The following is a 21,813-nucleotide window of genomic DNA, read 5'->3' as shown; positions in this document are numbered from 1 at the left end:
CTTTTCCGGATTGTTTTCGCGGAAAATTACCGCGTATTGCGTTTGAAATATTTGAGAAGAACCTGTTTGCGCGCAGTATCGGAAACCGGCTGTTCCAAATTCTTGTCATCGGAATGTTCCACGCTCCAGCCCGACCATTCCCGGTAAGCGTGAAAACTCCAGTCCCAGCCGTACTCCTCGAAAACCGAGATCCAGTCATCGAGCCATTGCGCACCGCCGGGCGCCCAGCGGATCACGCCGAACTCTCCGACATAAATCGGCACGTTGTATTTCAATTGGAACTGCCGCATGGGTTCGGCCATCAATCTGATCCATTCGCGGTTCCACCCCTTCGCCGGATCGGGATACGGCCCCACCATCGACCGGGCGCGGATTCCCTGATGCGTATATTCGCCGGGTTCATAAAAATGCGGTGAATAGATGATGTTGGGCAAATTCAGGGGACGCGGATTGTAGGAAGTCTCCACGATGATCGGCGTAACCGGATCGATGGAACGGATTTCCCGCGCCAGTTTTTCAGCGAAACGATCCCAATCCAACGCATCGGAACGCACGTCATAGACTTTGTCGATCGGCTCGTTGACCAGATCATAGCCGTACAGAACCGGATCGCCGTTGAAGGCGGCGGCAATCTCCCGCCAGAGCCGCAGAACCGCGTCCTGCCGTTCCTTCGTCCAGAGTCCGAGATTATTGTTGATATCATTCATTTCTCCGGGAGAGCGATGAAGATCGATCACGACCTTGATTCCGTATTTGCGAAAGAAAGGAAGCACCCGGCGAAGTTCCCCGATCCGGTCGCGGCCCCACTTCAGGTAACTTTCGGCATCGGGAAAAACCGCCGGGCCGCCTTGGAGGAACTGCCACCGGATCAGGTTTCCGCCCCATTCTTCGGCGAAAATCCGGAAATCTTCCTCATTTTTCAGATTTCCCGCCATTGCCCCGCGGTACTTCGGCGTTTTCTGCAAAGGCGCGCGATTCACCCCGGAGGCCGGCGCTTCCGGAGCGGGAACTTCAAGAATGCGGATTTCGCGGTAATCGGCCACTCCCTCCTGTCCGGCATCCCCCAACACCAGTTTGAAGTTTCCGGCATAGGGTGGAATCCGCCACGATCCGAAACTGCGTTCCCAATCACTTTTCTCACGCGCTACCGGAGGCGCCGGACGGTATCCCCAGTTTTCGCGGTATTTATCAAATGGCCGGTAGTCAGGAATCAGTTTGAGGCAATCACCGAATTTCCGGCCCAGTTTTTCCCCGCGCACCACCCCCTCGACCGTCACCATTTTTCCCTTGAGCAACGCCCCGTCGATTGCAAAAGCGGGAGCCGCCGGACCACGCACCCGCAAAAAGGCCGGTTCTCCCGGCTGCCGGACCAACTCGGCCCCGGCAGGTGCGCCGTCTTTCGCGTTCCACTCCCAGATAATGCGCGGCGACTCGGCGGCCGCAGCGAGAACGGCAAGCAGGACGGCAAGCAGCAATACGGCTGTTGTTTTCATCATTTTCCGGCCTCCTTCGCGATGACGCGCGGCGTCGCATTCCGGTCATAGCCGAAATAAACCGCGTGATCAAGCCCCTGCCGGAAAATCAGTTCTTTGTCGCATCTGAGGTTGTTGTAAAGCACCCGGACTCCGGAAGGCGGACAGACCCAGTCGGAAAGTCCGGCGTCAATTCGTACCGGACACCTGACGCGCCCGGCAAAATTCACCGTGTCGTAGTAGAGAAGTCCCGGAGCGGGATCGGGACGCCAGCCACGTACCCGCCCGACCTTGATTCCGCCGAGATCGCAGAACCACGGAATCTGGATCGAACAGCCGGTGACGCCGCCGGTCAATCCGGCAACGGCTACCGATTGAAACGCTCCCTGACTGCCGCCGATGATTTCCAGTTTCTTCCCGTCCCACTCCGGCAGGGTTTTAATAAATTCCGCCGCCCGCAGCCCACGCAGGATCATTCCGTGAAAATAGGTGGTCAACGGCGACTGATTTTCCTCGTTGCGGAAACCGTATCCGGCCAGAACGCTGTGTTGAAGCTCCCGATAATAAGCCGCCTCGCGTCCGTTTTCGATTCCGTGCGGGTTGACGGAAAAAGTGATATATCCACTGTCGCGATAAAGCGGGGCGCTCTGTACCGAATATCCGTCGAACCGCAGCCGCAACGGAAATTTTTTCCCTTCCTTCGCCGCCTTCGGCACCGTGAGATAACCGGAGACCGGCCGGTCGCCCGCACAGGAGAGCTTTACGTCGAAAACATCGACCGCGTCATCGGATTCCACCGCTTTTTTCTCAAGCACCTTCAACGGCACAGCCGCCAGTTTCCGTATTTCCTCCTGCCAGAAAGCATCGAAATCCTCCGGTTCCGGCACTCCCTGCCGAAGTTTCTCCGGAGCGACTCCGGCCGCCAGCCCATACTGGACCGGCCGGGCTCCGGCACCGGGACGCGGCACCCGCCTGACCGGTTCGCCGTTCTCATCCAACAGCATGGCGCGCACCATGACATATCCGGGACGATCCAGCGATGTGACATATTCCAGGGGCCGGTCGGGTGCGACTTCGATGATCCGACTCTCCTCTTTGCCGTCATCCCCTGCCCGCACAAGACGGAGGCGAGCTTCAACCGGTTTGCCGTCGTTGAGCGCCTGAAAACGGAACTTCATGGGTTCATTCTCCCGGTAAAGCGCCTCTTCACGATCGGTGGCTCCGGCAACGGTGAACCTGCTGAAATCCTTCACCGGCAGGGCATCCCGAAACATCGGCTCGCAGAAACGGACGGTTCCGGAAACATTGAGCAGCGCCAGATCGAGTCCCGCCTTTTTCACTCCCTCCGGAAAACACACCTTGAGCGAATGGCGCGTCAGGGGAGAATTCGCATTCGGCACATTCAGACGCAGAAACTGCTCCCCGCCGTCCGTCTTGGTATAATGAAGCTGAACCATAATGCCGTTCCCATTCGCCACGGGTGTCGGAAGTCCCTCCGCACCGACTTTCACGGAAAAGAACAGTTCCCGGCCCGCAATCAGGGCCGGATCAATCGGAATGCCGATCCAGCTCTTCGCGGGTGCGGCATGTTGAAACACCAGTTCCCCCGTTTCCGTCAATTTCCGTGTTGTATTGTTCAACTGCCGCCGTACTTCCGGCGCGTCAAGTCTGACAGCGACCGGTTCTGCGGCGACCATAATCGCCGTCCAGCAGCAAGCAGCGCATACCAACCTAAAGACTGCTTTCACTTTTTCACTCCTTTTCCTGTTCAATTTTTCCAATGAATGCCGTCATCGGATGTCGTCTGAAACGGATCACACTTCCACGGAGCGGCACTTCCGGTCGGATGCGCCGTCACATTACCGCCGAAATACAGCACGTTGACTGCACCGCCATGCCGTGGAGAAACCGTCGGCCAGTCCGGTCCCGGTCCCATGTCGGGACGCCAGCGCAATCCGCCTCTTTCTGCGAACGAAAGATCGCTGTTGACCGCCTGAATGTCAACCAGCAGAAATTTTTCCCCGAGTTGTTTGATCCGGGAAAGCTTCATCCGGCTGCCGGTGTCGCGCTGGAAAACAGTTGACAGCACCGCATAATGCGGCGCATTCATCCACCAGCATTGAGCGGCGACGCCGATCATGTCGAACGTCCCGGTCTGTGCCGGGCAACGCAGCAGACTGTTCGTGACATATCTTCCGCCCGTAAATTGATAACCGCTGGTCCACGGCGCGGCAGGAGAACTCGGATTAGGCCCCATCAGGTAACAGGTCCAGCTCGGCGGATTGTTGGCGCTGGCGGTATCCAACGGCGGCAGGAGATCGTCGTTGTCGCCGAAATATTGCGTGAATCCCACCCCCAGCTGTTTGAGATTGTTGATGCAGACGGCAGTCCTGGCCTTGTCGCGCGCCTTGTTCAGCGCGGGCAGCAGCATGGCAGCAAGAATGGCAATGATAGCAATCACTACCAAAAGCTCAATCAGCGTGAATTTTATATTCACCGGGAACATATGACGATACGGCATGGAGCGCCTGTTCAATCCGGAAATCATCGCTTTGATTTTGAAACCGTTGTCATTCAATCTCATTTTATTCTCCTTGCTCATGGTTGATCTTCAAACACCAGTCTGATCTTTTTGACCCCGACGGGGGCGTGCTTCTTGGAGTGCCATTTTTCAAGGCGGGTCACCGCCGTCCTGATCAGCTGATCATGGGGGGCCACCCATGAGACGATTCCGGCACGGCAGTATTCCCGGCTGTGCACCCCCGGAAACACCCCGTGCAATGTGACCAGCCGGACCTTGCGGCGCAGTTCCGCCGGAAAGCCGTCGAACAGCAGCCACTCCAGCGGAAAGTCGAACGGGCAGAACACCGCATCATATTCGTTCGCCGCCATGTGTTCGATCAGTTGCACCTGAATCCGGTCGAACAGGGTGTAATCCCCTTTCTCCATCTGCTTTTCCGCCTCGAAAAGCGGCAGCCGGAAGGTATGGGCCGCAATACTCGCGCTCAATTCCCGGTTCAATTCCCGCAAGCTGGCGTTGTCCGAAACATTGCATACGGCGAGCACGTTGCGGCACTTCCGCCGCTGCAGGTAGCCGCCGATTTCGCCGCCGGCGGAGGCGTAATCCAGCAGCACCGCCGGCAATGCCGTCCCCTCGAACACCTGATCGATCAGCACCACCGGAATCTCTCTGGCGAGCGATTCGAAGAATTCCCGGTTTTCAGCGGGATTCACCGGAGACACGATCAGGCCGTTCACGCCGTTGCGGTACAGGCTCGTCGCCAGCTTGCGCTCCAGCGCGCAATCCCCCTGCGAGGAGCGCAAGATCGCCATGCACTTCTGCTGGCGGGATTCAAAAACCTGATTGAACAGTGTCGCCAGCGTGATTCCGAAACCGTGCATCCGGTACGGATGGATCAGCGCGAACTTCGGCAGGATGCGCGACTCCTCGTCGATTCTGACCGCCTTCACCCCCTGCCCGTGGGCGATGGAGACGACTGCCTCCGCCTTCAGCTGGCGCATCGCCCGCTGGATCACGCTCAAACTTACCTGAAACCGCTTCGCCAGCTCCCGATAGGTGGGCAGCTGCTGGCCGACCGGAATCTCCCCGCTGCCCAGCATATCCCGCAACTGCCGGGCCACATATTGATATACCGTTTCGGAGTCGACTTGTTCCGGAAGTTTCTGATTCATCGCCATTCCCGCATTGTGTATTCGTGTATTTCATTTATATTATATAACATTTCGGCCGGGAAGTCAACACTTGTCCCGAAAAAAACAAGAGAAATTTGCGGAAAAACAGTTTCCCGGCCATTCGTTCCACTCTTTTTCGCTCCCTCCGGCGAAGCGGTCTATGTTTCGCTTTCGTTAAAAATTCACGATTTGTTGCAATTGCCTATTGACATTTTTATAGAAATGCACTATAATTATAGACAAGTTCTATAAAGCATTTCCAACAGAAAGAGTTTTTCCGATGGACAAACTGCGGTTGACCAAAGCGGACCATGCCCGCGAGTGGCTCGCGAAGGAGATCCGGATCGGCAACTTCGCCAGGGGCGCCACCCTGCCTCCCGAACAGGAACTGGCCGGCCGGCTCGGCGTCAGCTATATGACCATGCGCAAGGCGGTCGGCGCGCTGGTGGACGAAGGGCTGCTCGAACGGGTCAAGGGCAGCGGCACGTTCGTGCGCAACGAGATTCCGGAACAGAAAGTGCAGAAGATTCTCGGACTGGTGCTGCCCGCCTGGGGCGCTCCCGAAAACCTCGACACGGTAATGCACTATTCGCAGGCCTGCGAGGAGAACAGCTGGCTGCTCAAGGTGATCTACGTGCGCAGCTGGGAGGACGGTTCCGTGTACGACCTCTGGATGAACTGCGACGCGCTGGTGCTGACCGTGATTCAGGAGCTGGCCGCGATGCCCGCTTTCCTGCGGGAGAAGTTCCGCGCCTCGACCAAGCCGGTCGTCGTGAACAAGGGCAGCGCCCGGGAGATCGGCCGCGATTCGGTTTATTACGTGCAGGACCGGCAGATGGAACTTCCCTGCGACCGGTTGTACGAACTGGGACACCGCCGGATTCTGCTGGTGGACCAGGTGACCCGGCACGGCGGGGAGCCGGTCACGATCCACTCCAACATGACAGGCTTCCAGGAGATTTTCCGCCGCAAATACCCGCAGGTCGAATACAACACCGCCCTGATGGCGTTCGAGGTGCCGCTCTACCGGCAGCCCCATCCCCTGATCTGCCGCGCGTTTGAAGAACGGCGTGCGGAGCTGGCCGGTTACACCGCGATCATCTGCCCGATGAGCTTCTATCTGGCGGTCACGACGGGACTCCGGCAGATCGGGCTGCGGGTGCCGGAGGATGTTTCGGTGCTGGCGTTCGGCGACCGGCTGGAGGCGGACTACTACTATCCCCGCCCCACCGCGTTTTCAGTCCTGCTGCGCGATCAGGCGTATAAGACGCTCGAACTGGTCAACTGGCGGCTCCTGAATCCGCACGCTCTACCCGTCGCGGTGCAGACCGCCGTGCAATTTCACGAAGGAAACTCATTCGCTCCGGCGAATCCCAAACAGGAAAGGTAACCGAGTCATGAAGAGAGCTGAATTTACCCTTATCGAACTGCTGGTCGTGATTGCCATTATTGCGATCCTCGCCTCGATGCTGCTGCCCGCACTGAATCAGGCGCGGGAAAAGGCGCGTTCCGCAAGCTGCGTCGCCCGTCTCAATCAGGTCTATAAATCCTCGCTGTTCTACGCCGACGACAACCGGCAGACCGTCGCGTTCCGCGCTCCCGCCACCGGCGGCGAAACCCCGTGGTCGTCGGTGCTGATCGAGGGCGGCTACGCGACCAAAAGCGTGATCTTCAACTGTCCGAGCGTTCCCCGCAAGACCGCGGGTTTCAACGGCTTCACCACCTACGGGCTGTACCGCTACAACGCGCCCGACACCGCGACCTTCTACGACAAGAAGAAGGAAACGTGGGGGGATTTCGGCTTCGGCGTCACCGGCACGAACTACATTCTGTACGCGGTTCCGCGCATGAAGCGCCCCTCGGAGGTGTTCATGCACGCCGACACGATGGGAATCTTCACCGATCCCACCTACGGCGGCACCGCGATCAGCCAGTACGCGCCGGAGTGGAACACCGCTCCCGGCAATATCGCCCCGGTTCACAACGGGCGGCTCAACATGAGCTTCTTCGACGGGCACGTCGCCTCGCAGGGCAGAAGCGAACTCAAGGAGATGGGCTTTTCCAAGGCGATCTTCCACAACGGAATCCTGCAGAACCTGTGACGAATATGAAAACAGCCATCTCAACCATACTGGGCGGGTTCCTCTGCCTTGCGGCGGCCGCGGCGCCGGAGTTCGACACTGCCGCCGCCGTGACGGCCTCAGCGCCGGGGGCCGCGTTCCTGCAGGGGGAACAACTCGCGTTCCGGTGGACGCAGCCGGAACGTTCTCCCGGCAAGTGGCAACTGCGCGACTGGCGGAACCGGCTCATCCGGCAGGGCGACTGGCCGGAAGACGGCCGCAAAAAGCTGTTGCTGGCCCCGCTGCCGAACGGCTACTACAAACTGGAACTTTCCGGCGGCGCCGGGAGCCGCGGTTTCGCGGTCGTGCCCGATCCCGCCGGACGGGAGAATAACCCGGAGCAGTTCTTCGCGATGGATTCCGCGCAAAGCTGGCTCGCCCGGCCCGATGCGGGGAATCCCCGGCAGCCGGACAAGCCGTTTGAAGTCGTCTCAGAAACCGCCCGCCGCGCCGGGCTCCGGATGGTGCGCGAACGGCTGAACTGGGCCGAAGTGGAAGCTGTTCCCGGCAAGTACGACTGGCTGCAGTACCAGACCAACGCCGACCTGCTCGCCGAGCGCGGCATCCAGGTTCTCGGCATGTACCATCACGCCCCGGAGTGGGTCAGGCGCAAGGAGGGCAAACTCCCCGTCGACCTCGCCGCGACCTATCGGTTCGCCCAAAAGGCGGCGGAACATTTCCGGGGTAAGATGACCGTCTGGGAGTTCTGGAACGAGCAGGACATCGGCTTTTCCCTCGAAGCCGCCTGGGATTACGCGGCGGCGCTGAAAGCCGCCTCCCTCGGTTTCAAGTCCGCCGATCCGAAGCTGCCGGTCGCAATCGGCGGCTACGCGCTTACGCCGCTGCTGCCCTACGCCGATGTGGTCATGGAAAACGGCGCGGGCGAATACTTCGATATCTTCAATGTCCATACCTACCGCCCCATCTGCGAATTTCCCGAGGCGCTCCGCAGCGTGCGCGACCACCTGAAACGCCATAATATCGCCGACCGTCCGGTCTGGTTCACCGAGAACGGCTCCAACATGGAGGGGGCCGGACGCACCGGCAGCTATATTCCCGGCCTCAAAGCCCACTCTCCCGAACAGGAGCTGCTGATCGCCGAATACCTGCCCAAGATGATGGTCACGATGCAGTCGCTCGGCGTCGCGCGCGATTTCTTTTTCGTGCTGCCCCCCTACAACGAAACCGGCGGCAACAAGGACTGGGGACTGATGCGGCGGGATTTCACGGTGAAACCCGGCTATGCCGCCTTCGCGACGCTGGTCGACCAGCTCGGCAACGCCGCGCCCGAAGGGGAGGTCAGGCTCGGAGACGGCCTGAAAGGTTTCCTGTACCGCCGGAAAGAGGGCGGCAAGGTTCTGGCCTACTGGTGCATCTCCGAGCTGGACACCGACAAGCCGCGCCCGGGCCTCTCCAACGCCGATCTCAAAGCGCGCACCTTCGCGCTGCCGCTCTCCGGCGATATCCGGGGCGTCGATCTGGTCGGCACGCCGTTCACGGCGGAGGCCGGACGTATTCCGGCGACGCGCTATCCGGCTTTTCTGACGGGGGTTGATGCGCTCAGGGCGGACCTCCCGTTCCATGCGCCGCAGGCCGTGCTGCGCCCCGACCGGGAGAGTGCGTTCGACAAAACCGTGATCTTCCGCGCCGAACTCTCCGGCGATTTCCAAATTGCAGTCGGCAAGGACTGCGCGGATGTGAAGAAAACGCCCGCCCGGTTCCGGCTGCAGGTCTGGAACCTGTCGGACCGGGAAAAGCGCGGGACGCTCGCCGCCTCCGGCGGTTCCGTCACCGGAATCCCGGCAGGCGTCACACTCCCTCCCTTCGGCAAAACCGAACTCGAACTCGCCTTCACCCCGGAACTCGACCGGGAATTCAAAGGCAAACTGCGGATCGACGGCGTTTTCAACGGACGCAGGGCGACCCCGCTGGCGATCCCCTGCCGCAGCGTCACCGAGATGAACAGTTCGGGCCGGAAGATCGAAATGCCGCAACTGCTCGACCCCGCCAACTGGCGGAGGAACTCCGCCGGAACCGTCACGATCGAACATGACGCCTCCGAACAGGCGATCCGCTTCACCACCCGCTTTCCCGCCGGAGCCAACCGCTGGAGCTACCCGGAATACACGCTGCAGCTGCCGCAGGAGTCGCTGGCCGGGGCGCTCGGCGTCGCCTTCGAGGCGAAGGTCTCCAAGCCCGCCGCCGTGCAGCAGATGCTGCTGATGGCGGTGCCGCAGGCGGGAAAAGACGTCTACCTCAAGACCGACCGGCCCGCCGGAGAGTACAAAGAACACTTCATCGCATTCCCATCCGATCTCGACACCGGCAAAATCGTGAAACTCCGGCTCGGCGTGAACGCGCTGGAGGACGAGATTGCGGTCAGTGTGCGCAACGTTCGGATTTTCTACCGGCGCTGACCATGATCGACTTCATCAGAGAACTGGCCTCCGCCGCCGGAAAGCTGGCGGCGGAGGGACGCCGGACACTATCGGAGGCGGAAATCCATACCAAGCGCAGCTCCGCCGATCTGGTCACGGCGGTCGACCGCCGGGTCGAGGAGTTCATCTGCGCGGAAATCCGCCGCCGTCACCCCGGCCACGGCATTTTCGGCGAGGAGACGGGCCGCTCCGGCGATCCGGCGGAGTATTGCTGGATCATCGACCCGATCGACGGCACGACCAGTTTCGTGCACGGCTTTCCGTACTACTCGGTGTCGATCGCATTGCAGTACCGCGGGCGAACCGTCGCCGGGGCGGTCTGCGCGCCGGAGCTGGGCGAACTTTTCCATGCGGAAGCCGGAAAGGGGGCGTTCCTGAACGGCGGGCGGCTCCGCGTTTCGGCGACCGGCGAACTCTCACGCGCGCTGCTGGCGACCGGATTCGGCTGCGTCCGCGCCCGGATGCGGCCCGACAACTTCGATTACCTGCCGGAGATCACCCGCCGGGTGCAGGACATCCGGCGCTGCGGCTCCGCCGCGCTCGATCTGTGCAACGTCGCGGCGGGCCGTTTCGACGGCTACTGGGAGTTCGCGCTCCAACCCTACGACATCGCCGCGGGGGTGCTGATTCTCGAAGAGGCCGGAGGCAGGGTCACGGACATCGGAGGCGGCGGCGACTGGCCCGCCAACGGATTCATCGCCACCAATGGAACGCTTCACCCGGCGCTGCTCGGCTGTTTCCCGGAAAAGCGATCTCAGCCGCGGCGAAGCTCGCGATAGGCTCCCGGCTGCATCCCGGTCGCCCGGCGGAAAGCCAGCGACAACGAAACCGGCGAGGAGTAACCGGTCTGCGCCGCGATCTCCGATAACGAAAGTCCGGTGCTGTCCAGCAGGTTCTTCATCCGGTCGATCCTGAGCTGCTGCAGAAATCCGGCGGCGGTCCGGCCGAGGTACCGGCGGAACAGCCGGTTCAGCATCGACTGCGACAGCCCCGCGTACCGGGCGGCTTCGCCGATGCCGACCGAAGTGCCGCAGTTCTGGATCAGGAAACGGATCGCGGTGGCCAGCTTCAGGTGGGGGACCGCGATGATGTCGGTACTGGCCCGGCGGATCACCGCGCTCGGCGAAACCACCTCCGGCTCAAGCGGCACGTCATCGCCGTCCAGCATTTTCTGCATGGTTTCAGCGAGTTTCAGCCCGACTGTGCCGTGTTCGCCGCTGATGCCGGAGAGCGGCACCGGAGTATAGCAGGTGTACAACGGGCGCTGGGAATTGCACAGAATCGCGATCTCCTCCGGCACCCGCAGTTCCAGCTCCTCCACCGCCCGCCAGACCGGCGCCACCACCCATACCGAGGTTAAAGTCAACGCCGCCGGTTTCGGCAAATTCCGCAGGAACTCCCGGATTCCGGCCACCATTTCCGGGTAGGCCGGCGGATTTCCCTCCACCGGAGCGCAATAGTGCGCGTGATACTCCAACCCGCGCTCCCGGGTCAGCTCCAGCAGCGCCCGGCCCGGAGAGACCGGGATGCCGCAGACCTCCCCCGGAAAATCCCGGGCGGAAACCGACGCGAAAACCCGGAACCCCTGTCCGGCGAAAAAATCCACCGCCACTCTCGCCACCGCCCGGGTGTCGCTCAACACCGAACGCACATTGCCGCCCGGCGGCAGAATCCGCGACACCACCGGAATCTTCCCGATATCACGGAGCGCCGCCAGTTCCTCCAGCGTCAGGTAGTCGGAAATCACTCCGTCCCCTTGCCAGCTCTGCGGCAATGTCTCCGTACACAATTCGATCAGCCAGCCCTGCCGCTGACCGAAAGCGTAGATCGGCTGCAGCAACTGGTCGTTCGGCTGCTTGAACGCACACAGGATGTAAGGGGTTTTCTTCGGCATGTTCGTGAAATATATATGGAACTATCAATTTTATGTATTGCCTTGCACATTTCTTCCGGTATAATAATATAACAGAATACAAAGCACTTTCAAGGAAATATCCAACCCAGGGGGCGTATGACCATGCAGAAAATCAACCGGACCGAAGCACCGCAGGAAACCCGCTCGACAGCCGCACGTTACAGATTCACCCTTATTGAGCTGCTCGTGGTGATCGCGATCATCGCGATTCTCGCGTCGATGCTGCTGCCCGCCCTGAACCGGGCGCGAACCTCCGCGCGGGCGATCGGCTGCGTTTCCAACCAGAAACAGGCCGGCACCTTCATCGGCATGTACGCCAATGACAACAATGACTTTTTCATGATGTACATCGACAAGGCCGAAGGCTGGCAATTCCGTCCCCACCATGAGGACAAGCCGGAAAAATACTACTCGGACGCGACATGGGGGCGGGTGCTCCTCAGCGCCGGATATATCCCCAAAACCCTGAAGACGTTCCAGTGCACCGAGCAGAAAGTCGACGCGAACGCCAACTGGACGCTCTACGAATACACCTACGGCGTCAACGCCGACGGCTATTACCGCGGTTATCAGCTGGCCAGTGAAATGGGACGGGGTGATGCCAAACCGGGCTGGCATTTCCGCGGCCTGAAAGCCGGGATGAAGTCCAACAATACCAAAATCCTGCGCCTGAGCAAAGCGCCCGGCGATTTCATCATGGTGGCGGATTCGCGCAACAAAAGTGTCACTCCGGCGTCGGCCATACAACCGGGGAAATACGGTGGCCAGGCGATCATGTACAGCAGCGGAGCGACCTCTTCCCGCTACTGGGCGGTTCACAACAACCGGGTTAACGTGCTGTTCCCGGACCTTCATGCCGCCTCGACGGAACGCGACATCCTGCGGCAGCAGATCGCGGGCGATATGATGTTCTACTACGGCGACGAACCGTAAGATTTTTCTACATATAAGGAGATCGGAAAATGAACGCTTATCCCCATTATCCCGGCCGCCGCATCCTCTCTCTGAACGGCAACTGGCAATTCCGCTTCACCGAAGGCGTTCCGCTTGAAAAAGCCGACGATCCCGGATTCCGCGCCGACTCCCTGATGACGGTCCCGGGAGCGTTCGACGCAATGCCGGAATGGTTCGGCAAGCGCGGGACGGGACTGTACCGGACCGTTTTCACCCTCGACTCCCCCTGTCGCCGCGCCCTGTTGAAACTCGACGGAATCGGGTTGCGCGGGCGTTTCCGGCTCGACGGCCGGGAGATCGGCTTTACCTCTTTGCCCTACTCCGCGGTCGAGTTTGAAGCCGGGCCGCTGGCGGCGGGACGCCACGAGCTGACGGCGGCGGTGGACAACTGTTTCGACTCCAAGGCGATGAAGCTGTTTTTACCTTACTATGATTTCTACGGATTCGGCGGCTTTTACCGGGGAGCGGAACTGCACCTGCTCGACGGCGATTACGCGCTCGACCGGGTGCAGGTGCGTACCGCCGACTGCCGAAACGGTGAAGTGGAACTGCGCTTTCTGTTCTCCGGCGACGTCCCGGAACACCTCGACTGCCGGATCGCCTTCGACACCTCCCGGGCGCCGGTTGAGCGGCAACTGGCAATCGTTCACAATCGCGCCGGACTGCGCCTGGCCGTCCCCGCTTTTGAAACGTGGTCGCCGGAACGCCCGGCGCTGCACACCGTCACGGTTTCCGCCGGAACGGAGCGGATTGTCGAACGTTTCGGCATCCGTGAGATTTCAACGGACGGCAACCGTCTGCTGCTGAATGGGAAACCGCTGTTCCTGAAAGGAGTGAACCGGCATGAATTTCACCCGGAATTCGGCCCGGCCGTCCCGCCGCAGCTGATGCTTGAAGACCTGCAGAACCTGCGCCGGATGAATTGCAACTTCGTGCGCGGCAGCCACTACCCGCAGGACTGCCGCTTCCTCGACCTCTGCGATGAAGCCGGCCTGCTGGTCTGGGAGGAAAGCCTCGGATGGGGCAATACCGCCGAACAGATGGCCGATCCGGAATTCATTCGATTGCAGGAACTTCAGACCCGCCTTATGGTGCGCGGCAGCGTCAACCACCCGGCGGTGATCCTGTGGGGCTTCCTGAACGAATTCGACTCCGCATCGCCGCAGGGATACGCGCTTTGTACAAGACTGGCCGAAGCGATACGCGAAGAAGACGGCAGCCGCCCGATCACCTTTGCCTGCAATCATGTCGATGCCGACATCTGCGCCGGACTGGCGGACGTGATCGCCTTCAACACCTATCCCGGCTGGATCGACGCGGAAAACGACGGCGATCCGCTGGAGAGAATCAAACCGGCCTGCGATGAAATCATCCGCCGCTTCCGCTCGCTTCATCCGAATAAACCGCTGATGGTCGGTGAGATGGGAACCTGCGGCATCTACGGCGCGCACGATTCCGCCGCCGCCCAGTGGTCGGAGGAATTTCAGGCGGAGTATCTCGAAACCGTAATCCGGGCAATTTTCGCCCGCCCGGAGCTTTGCGGCTTCACCGTCTGGCAATACCACGACACCCGCAGCTACCTGCGTTCGGGAGCGAATATCCGTTGCAAACCGCTCGCCTGCAATTTCGCCGGACTTTACGACGGTTTCCGGCATCCCAAGCTGGCCGCCGGAGTCGTCGGCAGGCTCTTCGCCGGGAAATGATCACCCGCGAAAATCGATCCAGATATTTTCACCACGAAAGGGAAATAAACATGACCGGATTCACGCGCGTCCTTACCGTGCTGCTCGGCACCGCCGCACTCCTGCGGGGAGAAAACCCCCGGCTGCTCGACGGCGGCACCCTCGAACTTGACAGATGGCGCGGAACGCTTTCCGCATTCACCTCCCAGTGGCACACCCTGCAGCCCGCCTCGGCGAAACAGGTATTCGATTTGCAGGAAAAAGAGAGCGGACAGCTCCAGCGCTACCGGCTCAACCTTCCCGGCGCGGCGCCGGGAACGCTGACGCTCGCGCTGAATCCGACGGCGGACGGCGGCGGCGAATTCTCCGGCAAGGCGAAATTCGACCGTCCTTCCGCAATCCGCTTCCTCTGCCTGCAGAGCGCCCTGCTGATTTCGCAATACGGCGGAACCGCTTTCGAGGCGGACGGCAAGCTGATCCGCTTTCCCGAAGAGTTCAACGGCGAAGAGATCATCTCCAGAAAGCTGAAGCGGCTGCGGCTGCCGACCCGCAACGGCGAAATCCTGTTCGAGGGGGATTTCTTCCTGCGCATTCAGGACGGGCGCAAGTGGGACGGGGCCTCCTATGGAATGCGTCTCGGCTTTGTGCCGCACTCCGGCACGGAAATCGGCAAGGCGGAAATCACCTTTCGGCTCCGCAGCGGTAAAGCCGGGGCGTTCGGGCCGCCGCTCGGCTCGATCGTGCGTCCCGCCTACGTCGCGGCTCCGGGGGAGCAGTGGAAGCCTTTCACCTACCACCGGAACGTCGAAAAAGGCAGTGCGCTGGATTTTTCGGCACGGCTCGACGCCCCGGCCGGCAAGTACGGCCCCGTGATCGCCGGTCCGGACGGCAGGTTCGTCTTCCGCGACCGGCCGGAAACGCCGGTCCGCTTTTACGGCGCGAACTTCGTCGGCGACTCCCAGCTGCCGAACCGGAAACAGGCGGAAGAGCTGGCCGACCGTCTCGCGGCCTTCGGCTTCAATGCAGTGCGCATCCACCATCACGACAACGAGATCTACGACCGCGGAGGCCGGAATCCGTCGCGCATCGATCCGGAGCGCGCCGACCGGCTGGACTATTTTCTCGCCTGCCTGAAAAAGCGCGGCATCTACTACACCACCGATATTTACGTTTCGCGCCGGAACATTCCCGCCGCCGAACTCGGTACGGCGGGCGCGATCGCCACCCCCGCCGAATACAAGGCGCTCTTCTACGTGGACGACGCGGTCTACGCCGACTGGGAGAGATGGGCCGCCGCGTTCCTCACCCGGGTCAATCCCCACACCGGGCTCGCGCTGAAGGATGATCCGGCCCTGATCACGCTTTCGCTGGTCAACGAGGGCAATCCCGCCTCCTGGTGGAACCGGACGCCCCGGGCGGCAAAGCTGTACAACGCCGCGTTCAAGAAGTGGCAGGCCGATCACCCGCAGGGGAGTTTCGCTGAATTTCTTTCCGGTCTTGCGGTGGGCCGCTACCGGCAGATGGAGAAATTCCTGCGCGGCCTCGGCTGCCGGGTCCTGCTCACCGATCAGAATTTCCAGAACGGAATCGCCCTGGCCGCCGACCGGTCGCACTATGATTTCGTGGACAACCACGCCTACTGGGATCACCCGCGTTTCGCCGAAAAACCGTGGCAGCTGCCGGTGCTGCCCAACCAGATCAACGCGCTGAAGTCGCGCCCCGGCGTCCCCGGACGGCTGTTCCCGACCCGGCTCTTCGGCAAAGGCTTCACGGTCTCCGAATTCGACTACGCCAACCCGAACCGCTACCGGGCCGCCGGACCGGCGCTGATGGCGGGCTATGCGGCGTTTCAGGGCTGGGACGGGCTGTTCCCGTTCGCCTACGCCCACAGCCTCAACGCGGTGACCAATCCCGGCAATACCCGGGGCTTCTTCGACATCGCCACCGACCCGGTCAAGGCGTTCTCGCAGCGCATCGGCGCGCAACTGTTCCTCGCCGGCGGCATCAGGCCTGCCGAACGGGCGTTCGCCGCCGTCGTCACCGAGCCGTTCCGCAAAGGAGGGGAGGCTGAAGCCCCCGAGTCCTTCTGCGACCTCGGTTTCCTCGCCCGGATCGGCGTTGCGGTCACACCGGACGCTCACGAAGGGGTCGGCGCGCTGATCGATATCGGCGCCGGAACGCCGCCCTCCGGCAGGGCGGTTCCGGTCTTCCGAAGCTCCGAAAAGCTGATCCCCGACCTGATCGCAGCCGGACAGCTCCCGCAGGAGTGTTACGACGCGGCGGCGGGCCGCTTCACCAGCCCGGACGGCCAATTGGAGCTGAACCGCCGCGACCGGACATTGCGCATCACCGCCCCCGGCGCCGAAGTGCTGACCCTCGGCCCGAAACAGCAGCTCTCCGGCCGCCGTCTCAGCGTCGACAACCGGGACGCCTTTGCCGTTTTCGCGCTGCTGCCGGTCGATGCGGAACGGATCGACGATGCGCACCGGCTTGTGCTGATGCACCTGACCAACACGCAGGCTTCCGGCATGAAGTTCGGCAACGACAAACTGGACCGGCTCGAATCGTGGGGCCGGACGCCGTTCCTTGCCCGGCGCAATACGGCGCGCGTTTCGCTGCGCCTTCCGGGCGGCGGCTGGGAATTTCACGCGCTTGACACCGCCGGGAAGCGGATCGCCCGGATTCCGGCTCAGGCGCAGCCCGACGGTTCGCTCCGGCTCGAAATCGACAACTTCCGGCATCCCGAAGCGGTCTTCGCCTACGAACTGATCCGGGAGTGAACACCATGCCGGACACTTCCTCCCTCCTCTTCCGGCCCGTCGCGCTCCCCTTCCCGGCGGAAACCGTCCCGCAGCCGGTCTGCGACGGCGAACCCGGCTTCGTCCGGCTCGGCGAATTCGCGTGGCGTCAGGCGTGGGATCACGTATTCGAATCGGACCGGCTGCCCCACTCCCCCTATCTGAACGAAGGGTGCCGGACCAACCGGATCTGGATCTGGGACAGCTGCCTGATGGCCCACTTCGCCCGGTACAGCCCGGCGTTTCCGGTCGAACAGACGCTGGACAACTTCTACGATGTGATGGAAAACCGGTGTTCATCCGACATCCTGGTGCACCACCCGGACAACCCGCCGCTGTTCGCGTGGACCGAACTGCTGCTCTACCGCATTTCCGGCGCGGCGGAGCGGGCGGACCGGCTCATCAACCGCACCCGCAGTCTCGAACGCTGCTACGACTGGTTTGAAAACGGCGACTCCGGGCAGCTGTTCGACTGGGCCGCGATGCCGCGCCTGGCCAAGCGGCTCCGGCTCGGCTACATGTGGAGCGGCCTCCCTTCCGGCATGGACAACACGCCGCGCGGCGCGGGCAACCACTATGACGGCATTCTGTGGCTGGACCTGCTCGCCCAGCAGGGGCTGGCGGCGCTGTCGATCGCCCGCCTCGCCGAAGCGGTCGGGAATCCGGAGTGCGCGGCCCGTTTCCTGCTGAGGTACGAGCAGAAGAAAGAGCTGATGCAACAATATTGGGATGAAGCCTCCGGCTGTTATTTCGACCGGCTGATTTCGCACGGGCGGGAGTTCTGCCGGGTGCTGACACCGGCCTCCTTCTGGCCGTTCCTCGCGGAGATGGGTACGCCGGAGCAACTGGAAACGGCAGCGCGAACCCTGACTGATGACCGGATGCTGGGCGGCGTCGCGCCGTGTCCGTCGGTGTCGCGCTCCGATCCCGCCTTCGATCCGGCGGGCGGCTACTGGCGCGGCGGCGTCTGGGTGCCGACCGCCTACATTGTAATCAAGGCGCTGGAAAAGTACGGCTGCTTCGACCTCGCCCGGCAACTTTCAGTCAGGCTGCTCCGGCACATGCAGCGCACCTTCGAGGAATTTTCGCCGCACACCATCTGGGAGTGCTACAGCCCGACCGCGCCCCGCCCCTCCACCAGCAAGAACGGCAAATTCTGCCGCCCCGATTTCTGCGGCTGGTCGGCGCTGGGACCGGTTTCACTGTTGATCGAAAATGTGATCGGCATCCACCAGGTCGATGCGGCGGCACGCCGAATCCGCTGGAACTGCCCCGGAACCGGACGCTGCGGCGTGCGCAACCTGCGTTTCGGCGGAGAAACGGTCACACTGCTCCATGAAAACGGACGGCTGCACGTCAGAAGCCGCTCCCCCTTCACGCTGGAGTGGAACGGCCGCGACATCGCCTGTCCCGCCGGCGGCGGCGAGTTCGACACCTCAGCCCAGCAGCACGATTTCCCCGCCGCGGCGGGTCGCCGCCATGTCGATCAGCCGCTGGTTGTCGGAACCGCGGAACTTCAGTGAAATATCCTTGCGGCTCTCGATGAACGGACCGTCGACCAGCATCGCCAGCGCATCGAGCAGTTCATCGGTCGCTTCACAGTACGCGCGGCCGCCGGGCAGCAGGTCGCGGTCGTAAATATAGCCGGTATAAGCCCAGATATCTTTTTTCGGCAGTTCAGCCCGGACGCGGCGAACCAGCGGCAGCAGCGCGCGCTGGTTCTCCGGTTCGAAAGGTTCGCCGCCGAGCAGCGACAGGCCGTTGATATAGGAGCGGTCCAGCAGCCGCATGATGCGCTCCTCCGCCCCGCGGTCGAACGGAACGCCGTAGCCGAAATCCCACGTTTCCGGGTTGAAGCAGCCGGGGCAGTGATGGGTGCAGCCCGACACGAACAGCGAAACCCGCACTCCGTCGCCGTTGGCGATGTCCACCGATTTGACCGTACCGTAATTCATCGTGTTATTTCTCCTGTTCAATCAGCTCTCATATCTGCCGGGGGAAGCCATGCCGCATTCGCGGCAGGCGGGTCTTACGGCCTGCGGCCTTCAGACCTTGTGCGCTACGCGGCCTGATTTTCAATCAGGCTCCGGTAGCTGGGCGCATAGCGCACAACTGTCTCCGACGGGCAAGGCGCTTCGCCTTGCAACCCGACCGGGTAGCACCCGGTGGCGCATACCGCCGGTAGAGCAAATTAACTGACAGATAATACCCCGGCCGCCGGAGGCAGCGTATCCTACAGGTGCATCACGCGGTCGCGGATCTCCTGGGTGCGCCCCTGGTTCCAGAACTGCGTGCCGATGTAGCCGCAGGTGCGGCGGGCGACGTTCATCTTGCTCTGGTCGGTGTTGCCGCACTTCGGGCAGCGCCAGATCAGTTTGCCGGATTCATCTTTGACAATCTCGATTTCGCCGTCGAAGCCGCACTCCTGACAGTAGTCGCTCTTGGTGTTCAGCTCGGCGTACATGATGTTGTCGTAGATGAAGCGGATCACCTGAAGCACCGCTTCGATGTTGTTCTGCATGTTCGGCACTTCTACATAGCTGATCGCGCCGCCGGAGGAGAGCGACTGGAACTTCGCTTCGAATGCGAGTTTGTCGAAAGCGTCGATCTTTTCCGACACGTGGACGTGATAGCTGTTGGTGATGTAGTTCCGGTCGGTGACGCCGGGGATGATCCCGAACCGCTTCTGCAGGCAGCGGGCGAATTTGTAGGTCGTCGACTCCAGCGGAGTGCCGTAGATGCCGAAGCCGATGGTGGTCTCTTTCTTCCAGCGGTTGCAGGCGGCGTTCATATGCTCCATGATCCGGATCGCCAGCGGAGTGGCTTCGGGATCGGTGTGGCTCCTGCCGGTCAGGTAGCGGACGCATTCGCAAAGCCCCGCGTACCCCAGCGAAATCGTCGAATATCCGTTGTACAGCAACGGATCGATCGGCTCGCCTTTCTTGAGCCGGGCGATCGCGCCGTACTGCCACAGGATCGGAGCCGCATCCGAAAGCGTCCCCTTGAGCCGGTTGTGGCGGCACATCAGCGCCTTGTAGCAGAGGGCGAGCCGTTCGTCGAAGATCTTCCAGAAGCGGTCCATATCCCTTTCGCTCGACAGCGCGATATCCACCAGATTCAGCGTGACCACGCCCTGATTGAAACGCCCGTAGAACTTGTAGTTGCCGTTGGCGTCGCGCCACGGCGTCAGGGCGGAGCGGCAGCCCATCACCGGGAAGCAGTTGCCCTCTTTCAGCTCCTTCATCTTCTTTTCGCTGATGTAGTCCGGCACCAGCCGTTTCGCGGTGCATTTCGCCGCCTGCCGGGTCAGGTAGTAGTATTCGCCGCTTTCGTCGACGTTATCCTCTTCGAGCACGTAGATCAGTTTCGGGAAGGCTGGAGTGATATAGATGCCCGCCTCGTTCTTGACCCCCTGATAGCGCTGCTTGAGCACCTCCTCGATGATGATCGCGAGATCCTTTTTCTCCTGCTCGCTCTTCGCTTCGTTCAGGTACATGAAAACGGTCACGAACGGAGCCTGCCCGTTGGTGGTCATCAGCGTGACGACCTGGTACTGGATGGTCTGCACGCCGCGGGCGACCTCGTCACGCACACGCTTTTCCACGATCGCGTTGAGCCGCTCCTCGCTGACCGCCGCCCCGGCGAGTTCAAACTCCTCCAGCACTTCGGTGCGGATGCGGCTGCGCGACACCTGAACGAACGGCGCGAGATGGGTCAGCGTGATGCTCTGCCCGCCGTACTGGTTGCTGGCGACCTGCGCGATGATCTGCGTGGCGATGTTGCAGGCGGTCGAAAAGCTGTGCGGCTTCTCGATCTGCGTGCCGGAGATCACGGTGCCGTTCTGCAGCATATCCTCCAGGTTGACCAGATCGCAGTTGTGCATGTGCTGCGCGAAGTAGTCCATGTCGTGGAAGTGGATCAATCCCTGCTCGTGCGCTTCGACGATCTCCGGCGGCAGCAGCAGCCGCCGGGTGATGTCCTTGGAGACTTCGCCGGCCATGTAGTCGCGCTGAACGCTGTTGATGGTCGGATTCTTGTTGGAATTCTCCTGCTTGACCTCCTCGTTGTTGCACTCGATCAGGCTCAGGATCTGGTTGTCGGTGGTGTTGGCCTGCCGGATCAGGTTGCGCACATACCGGTAGGTGATGTACTTCTTGGCGACTTCAAAAGCGCCCTCCTGCATGATCCGGGTCTCGACGATATCCTGAATCTCCTCGACCGACAACGCCCGGTCGAGCGCCTTGCAGATGCCGGAGACATACTCGCCGATCGCCTCTATCTGCTGCGCAGTCAACGCGTTCTTGAATTCCACAGTCTGGTTGGCCTTTGTCACGGCAGCCAGAATTTTCGCGACGGAGAACTCTTCCTCCGCACCGCTTCTCTTTACAATCTTCATTTTCCCTGTCACTATATATTGTGTCCCTGCAATCACTGATTGCTATATGTTGTGTCTTTTACGATACACCATTCCGGCAAAAATGCAATCGCGCCAAGCCGTTTTTTTCGTCCGAAGCGGTATAAAAAACATCCCTTTTCCCCGGTTCCGCTCCCCGAAGGAACAAGGTATCCTCAAGAACCGCAACGCATTGAAACAAATGCGATACATGCTTTAAAAAAATAAGAAAAATTATCGTTACTAAAAAAATAAAAATAGCTGAAACGGTAGCGCAGCCACTTCCGCCGCCCCCCAAAATTCATCAAAAATCCGCAGGAAGAATCATGGAAGAATAAAAAAAATCCA

At 61.2% G+C, this 21,813-nt stretch carries 15 protein-coding genes; 8 read left to right on the top strand and 7 right to left on the bottom strand.

Annotated features, from left to right (window positions below):
* Positions 1 to 26: 26 nt before the first annotated feature.
* From C8D82_RS05015 to C8D82_RS05000, 4 genes are all read right to left on the bottom strand, one after another.
* Positions 27 to 1,496: a glycoside hydrolase family 5 protein gene (locus C8D82_RS05015; protein WP_116883181.1), complete on the bottom strand. Its 1,470-nt coding sequence runs from the start codon at positions 1,494 to 1,496 to the stop codon at positions 27 to 29.
* Positions 1,493 to 3,169 carry an acetylxylan esterase gene (locus C8D82_RS05010; protein WP_116883180.1) on the bottom strand — a complete coding sequence of 559 codons (1,677 nt, stop codon included), beginning with the start codon at positions 3,167 to 3,169 and terminating at the stop codon, positions 1,493 to 1,495. Before C8D82_RS05010 ends, C8D82_RS05015 begins: the two co-directional genes overlap by 4 nt.
* Positions 3,170 to 3,240: 71 nt before the next feature.
* A complete protein-coding gene (locus C8D82_RS05005) occupies positions 3,241 to 4,056 on the bottom strand; it encodes a prepilin-type N-terminal cleavage/methylation domain-containing protein (RefSeq protein ID WP_116883179.1) in 816 nt (271 codons plus the stop codon).
* Positions 4,057 to 4,070: 14 nt separating this feature from the next.
* Positions 4,071 to 5,165: a GntR family transcriptional regulator gene (locus tag C8D82_RS05000; protein ID WP_165832833.1), complete on the bottom strand. Its 1,095-nt coding sequence runs from the start codon at positions 5,163 to 5,165 to the stop codon at positions 4,071 to 4,073.
* Between the two features lie 280 nt (positions 5,166 to 5,445).
* On the opposite strand from C8D82_RS05000, the gene C8D82_RS04995 reads away from it, so the two are divergent.
* From C8D82_RS04995 to C8D82_RS04980, 4 genes are read left to right on the top strand one after another with little or no spacing between them, the layout of a single operon-like run.
* Complete coding sequence (locus tag C8D82_RS04995; RefSeq protein ID WP_116883177.1) at positions 5,446 to 6,555, top strand: GntR family transcriptional regulator; 1,110 nt, start codon at positions 5,446 to 5,448, stop codon at positions 6,553 to 6,555.
* 7 nt (positions 6,556 to 6,562) lie between these two features.
* Positions 6,563 to 7,267, top strand: a complete 705-nt coding sequence (locus C8D82_RS04990; RefSeq protein ID WP_116883176.1) for a prepilin-type N-terminal cleavage/methylation domain-containing protein — start codon at positions 6,563 to 6,565, stop codon at positions 7,265 to 7,267.
* A 5-nt stretch (positions 7,268 to 7,272) separates the two neighbouring features.
* Positions 7,273 to 9,702: a hypothetical protein gene (locus C8D82_RS04985; protein WP_116883175.1), complete on the top strand. Its 2,430-nt coding sequence runs from the start codon at positions 7,273 to 7,275 to the stop codon at positions 9,700 to 9,702.
* Positions 9,703 to 9,704: 2 nt separating this feature from the next.
* The gene (locus C8D82_RS04980; RefSeq protein ID WP_116883174.1) at positions 9,705 to 10,502 is read left to right on the top strand and encodes an inositol monophosphatase family protein; all 798 of its coding nucleotides are present in this window, start codon (positions 9,705 to 9,707) and stop codon (positions 10,500 to 10,502) included.
* Here the strand turns inward: C8D82_RS04980 and C8D82_RS04975 are convergent.
* Positions 10,478 to 11,617, bottom strand: a complete 1,140-nt coding sequence (locus C8D82_RS04975) for a helix-turn-helix domain-containing protein (RefSeq protein ID WP_116883173.1) — start codon at positions 11,615 to 11,617, stop codon at positions 10,478 to 10,480. The two genes, C8D82_RS04980 and C8D82_RS04975, sit on opposite strands and share 25 nt — an antisense overlap.
* Positions 11,618 to 11,740: 123 nt before the next feature.
* Between C8D82_RS04975 and C8D82_RS04970 the strand changes: the two genes are divergently transcribed.
* The 4 genes from C8D82_RS04970 to C8D82_RS04955 are packed head-to-tail and all read left to right on the top strand — an operon-like array spanning position 11,741 to position 18,595.
* A complete protein-coding gene (locus tag C8D82_RS04970; protein WP_116883250.1) occupies positions 11,741 to 12,571 on the top strand; it encodes a type II secretion system protein in 831 nt (276 codons plus the stop codon).
* Between the two features lie 29 nt (positions 12,572 to 12,600).
* Positions 12,601 to 14,295: a glycoside hydrolase family 2 protein gene (locus tag C8D82_RS04965; protein ID WP_116883172.1), complete on the top strand. Its 1,695-nt coding sequence runs from the start codon at positions 12,601 to 12,603 to the stop codon at positions 14,293 to 14,295.
* Between the two features lie 50 nt (positions 14,296 to 14,345).
* Entirely contained in the window at positions 14,346 to 17,054 is a 2,709-nt protein-coding gene (locus C8D82_RS04960) for a glycoside hydrolase family 5 protein (protein WP_116883171.1), read from the top strand.
* A gap of 5 nt (positions 17,055 to 17,059) precedes the next feature.
* Positions 17,060 to 18,595, top strand: coding sequence for an MGH1-like glycoside hydrolase domain-containing protein (locus tag C8D82_RS04955; protein ID WP_116883170.1), 1,536 nt, complete (start codon positions 17,060 to 17,062; stop codon positions 18,593 to 18,595).
* On the opposite strand, the gene nrdG is transcribed toward C8D82_RS04955, so the two are convergent.
* Together nrdG and nrdD are read right to left on the bottom strand one after the other, a co-directional pair.
* A complete protein-coding gene (nrdG, locus tag C8D82_RS04950; protein ID WP_116883169.1) occupies positions 18,509 to 19,027 on the bottom strand; it encodes an anaerobic ribonucleoside-triphosphate reductase activating protein in 519 nt (172 codons plus the stop codon). The genes C8D82_RS04955 and nrdG overlap by 87 nt on opposite strands.
* 278 nt (positions 19,028 to 19,305) lie before the next feature.
* Positions 19,306 to 21,468: an anaerobic ribonucleoside-triphosphate reductase gene (nrdD, locus tag C8D82_RS04945; protein WP_116883168.1), complete on the bottom strand. Its 2,163-nt coding sequence runs from the start codon at positions 21,466 to 21,468 to the stop codon at positions 19,306 to 19,308.
* Between the last annotated feature and the right edge of the window lie 345 nt (positions 21,469 to 21,813).

The sequence above is a fragment of the Victivallis vadensis genome (genome assembly GCF_003096415.1).
Taxonomy (GTDB): Bacteria; Verrucomicrobiota; Lentisphaeria; order Victivallales; family Victivallaceae; genus Victivallis; species Victivallis vadensis.
Note: the sequence above shows the minus strand (reverse complement) of the source record. Positions and strands in the feature narration are given on the sequence as shown.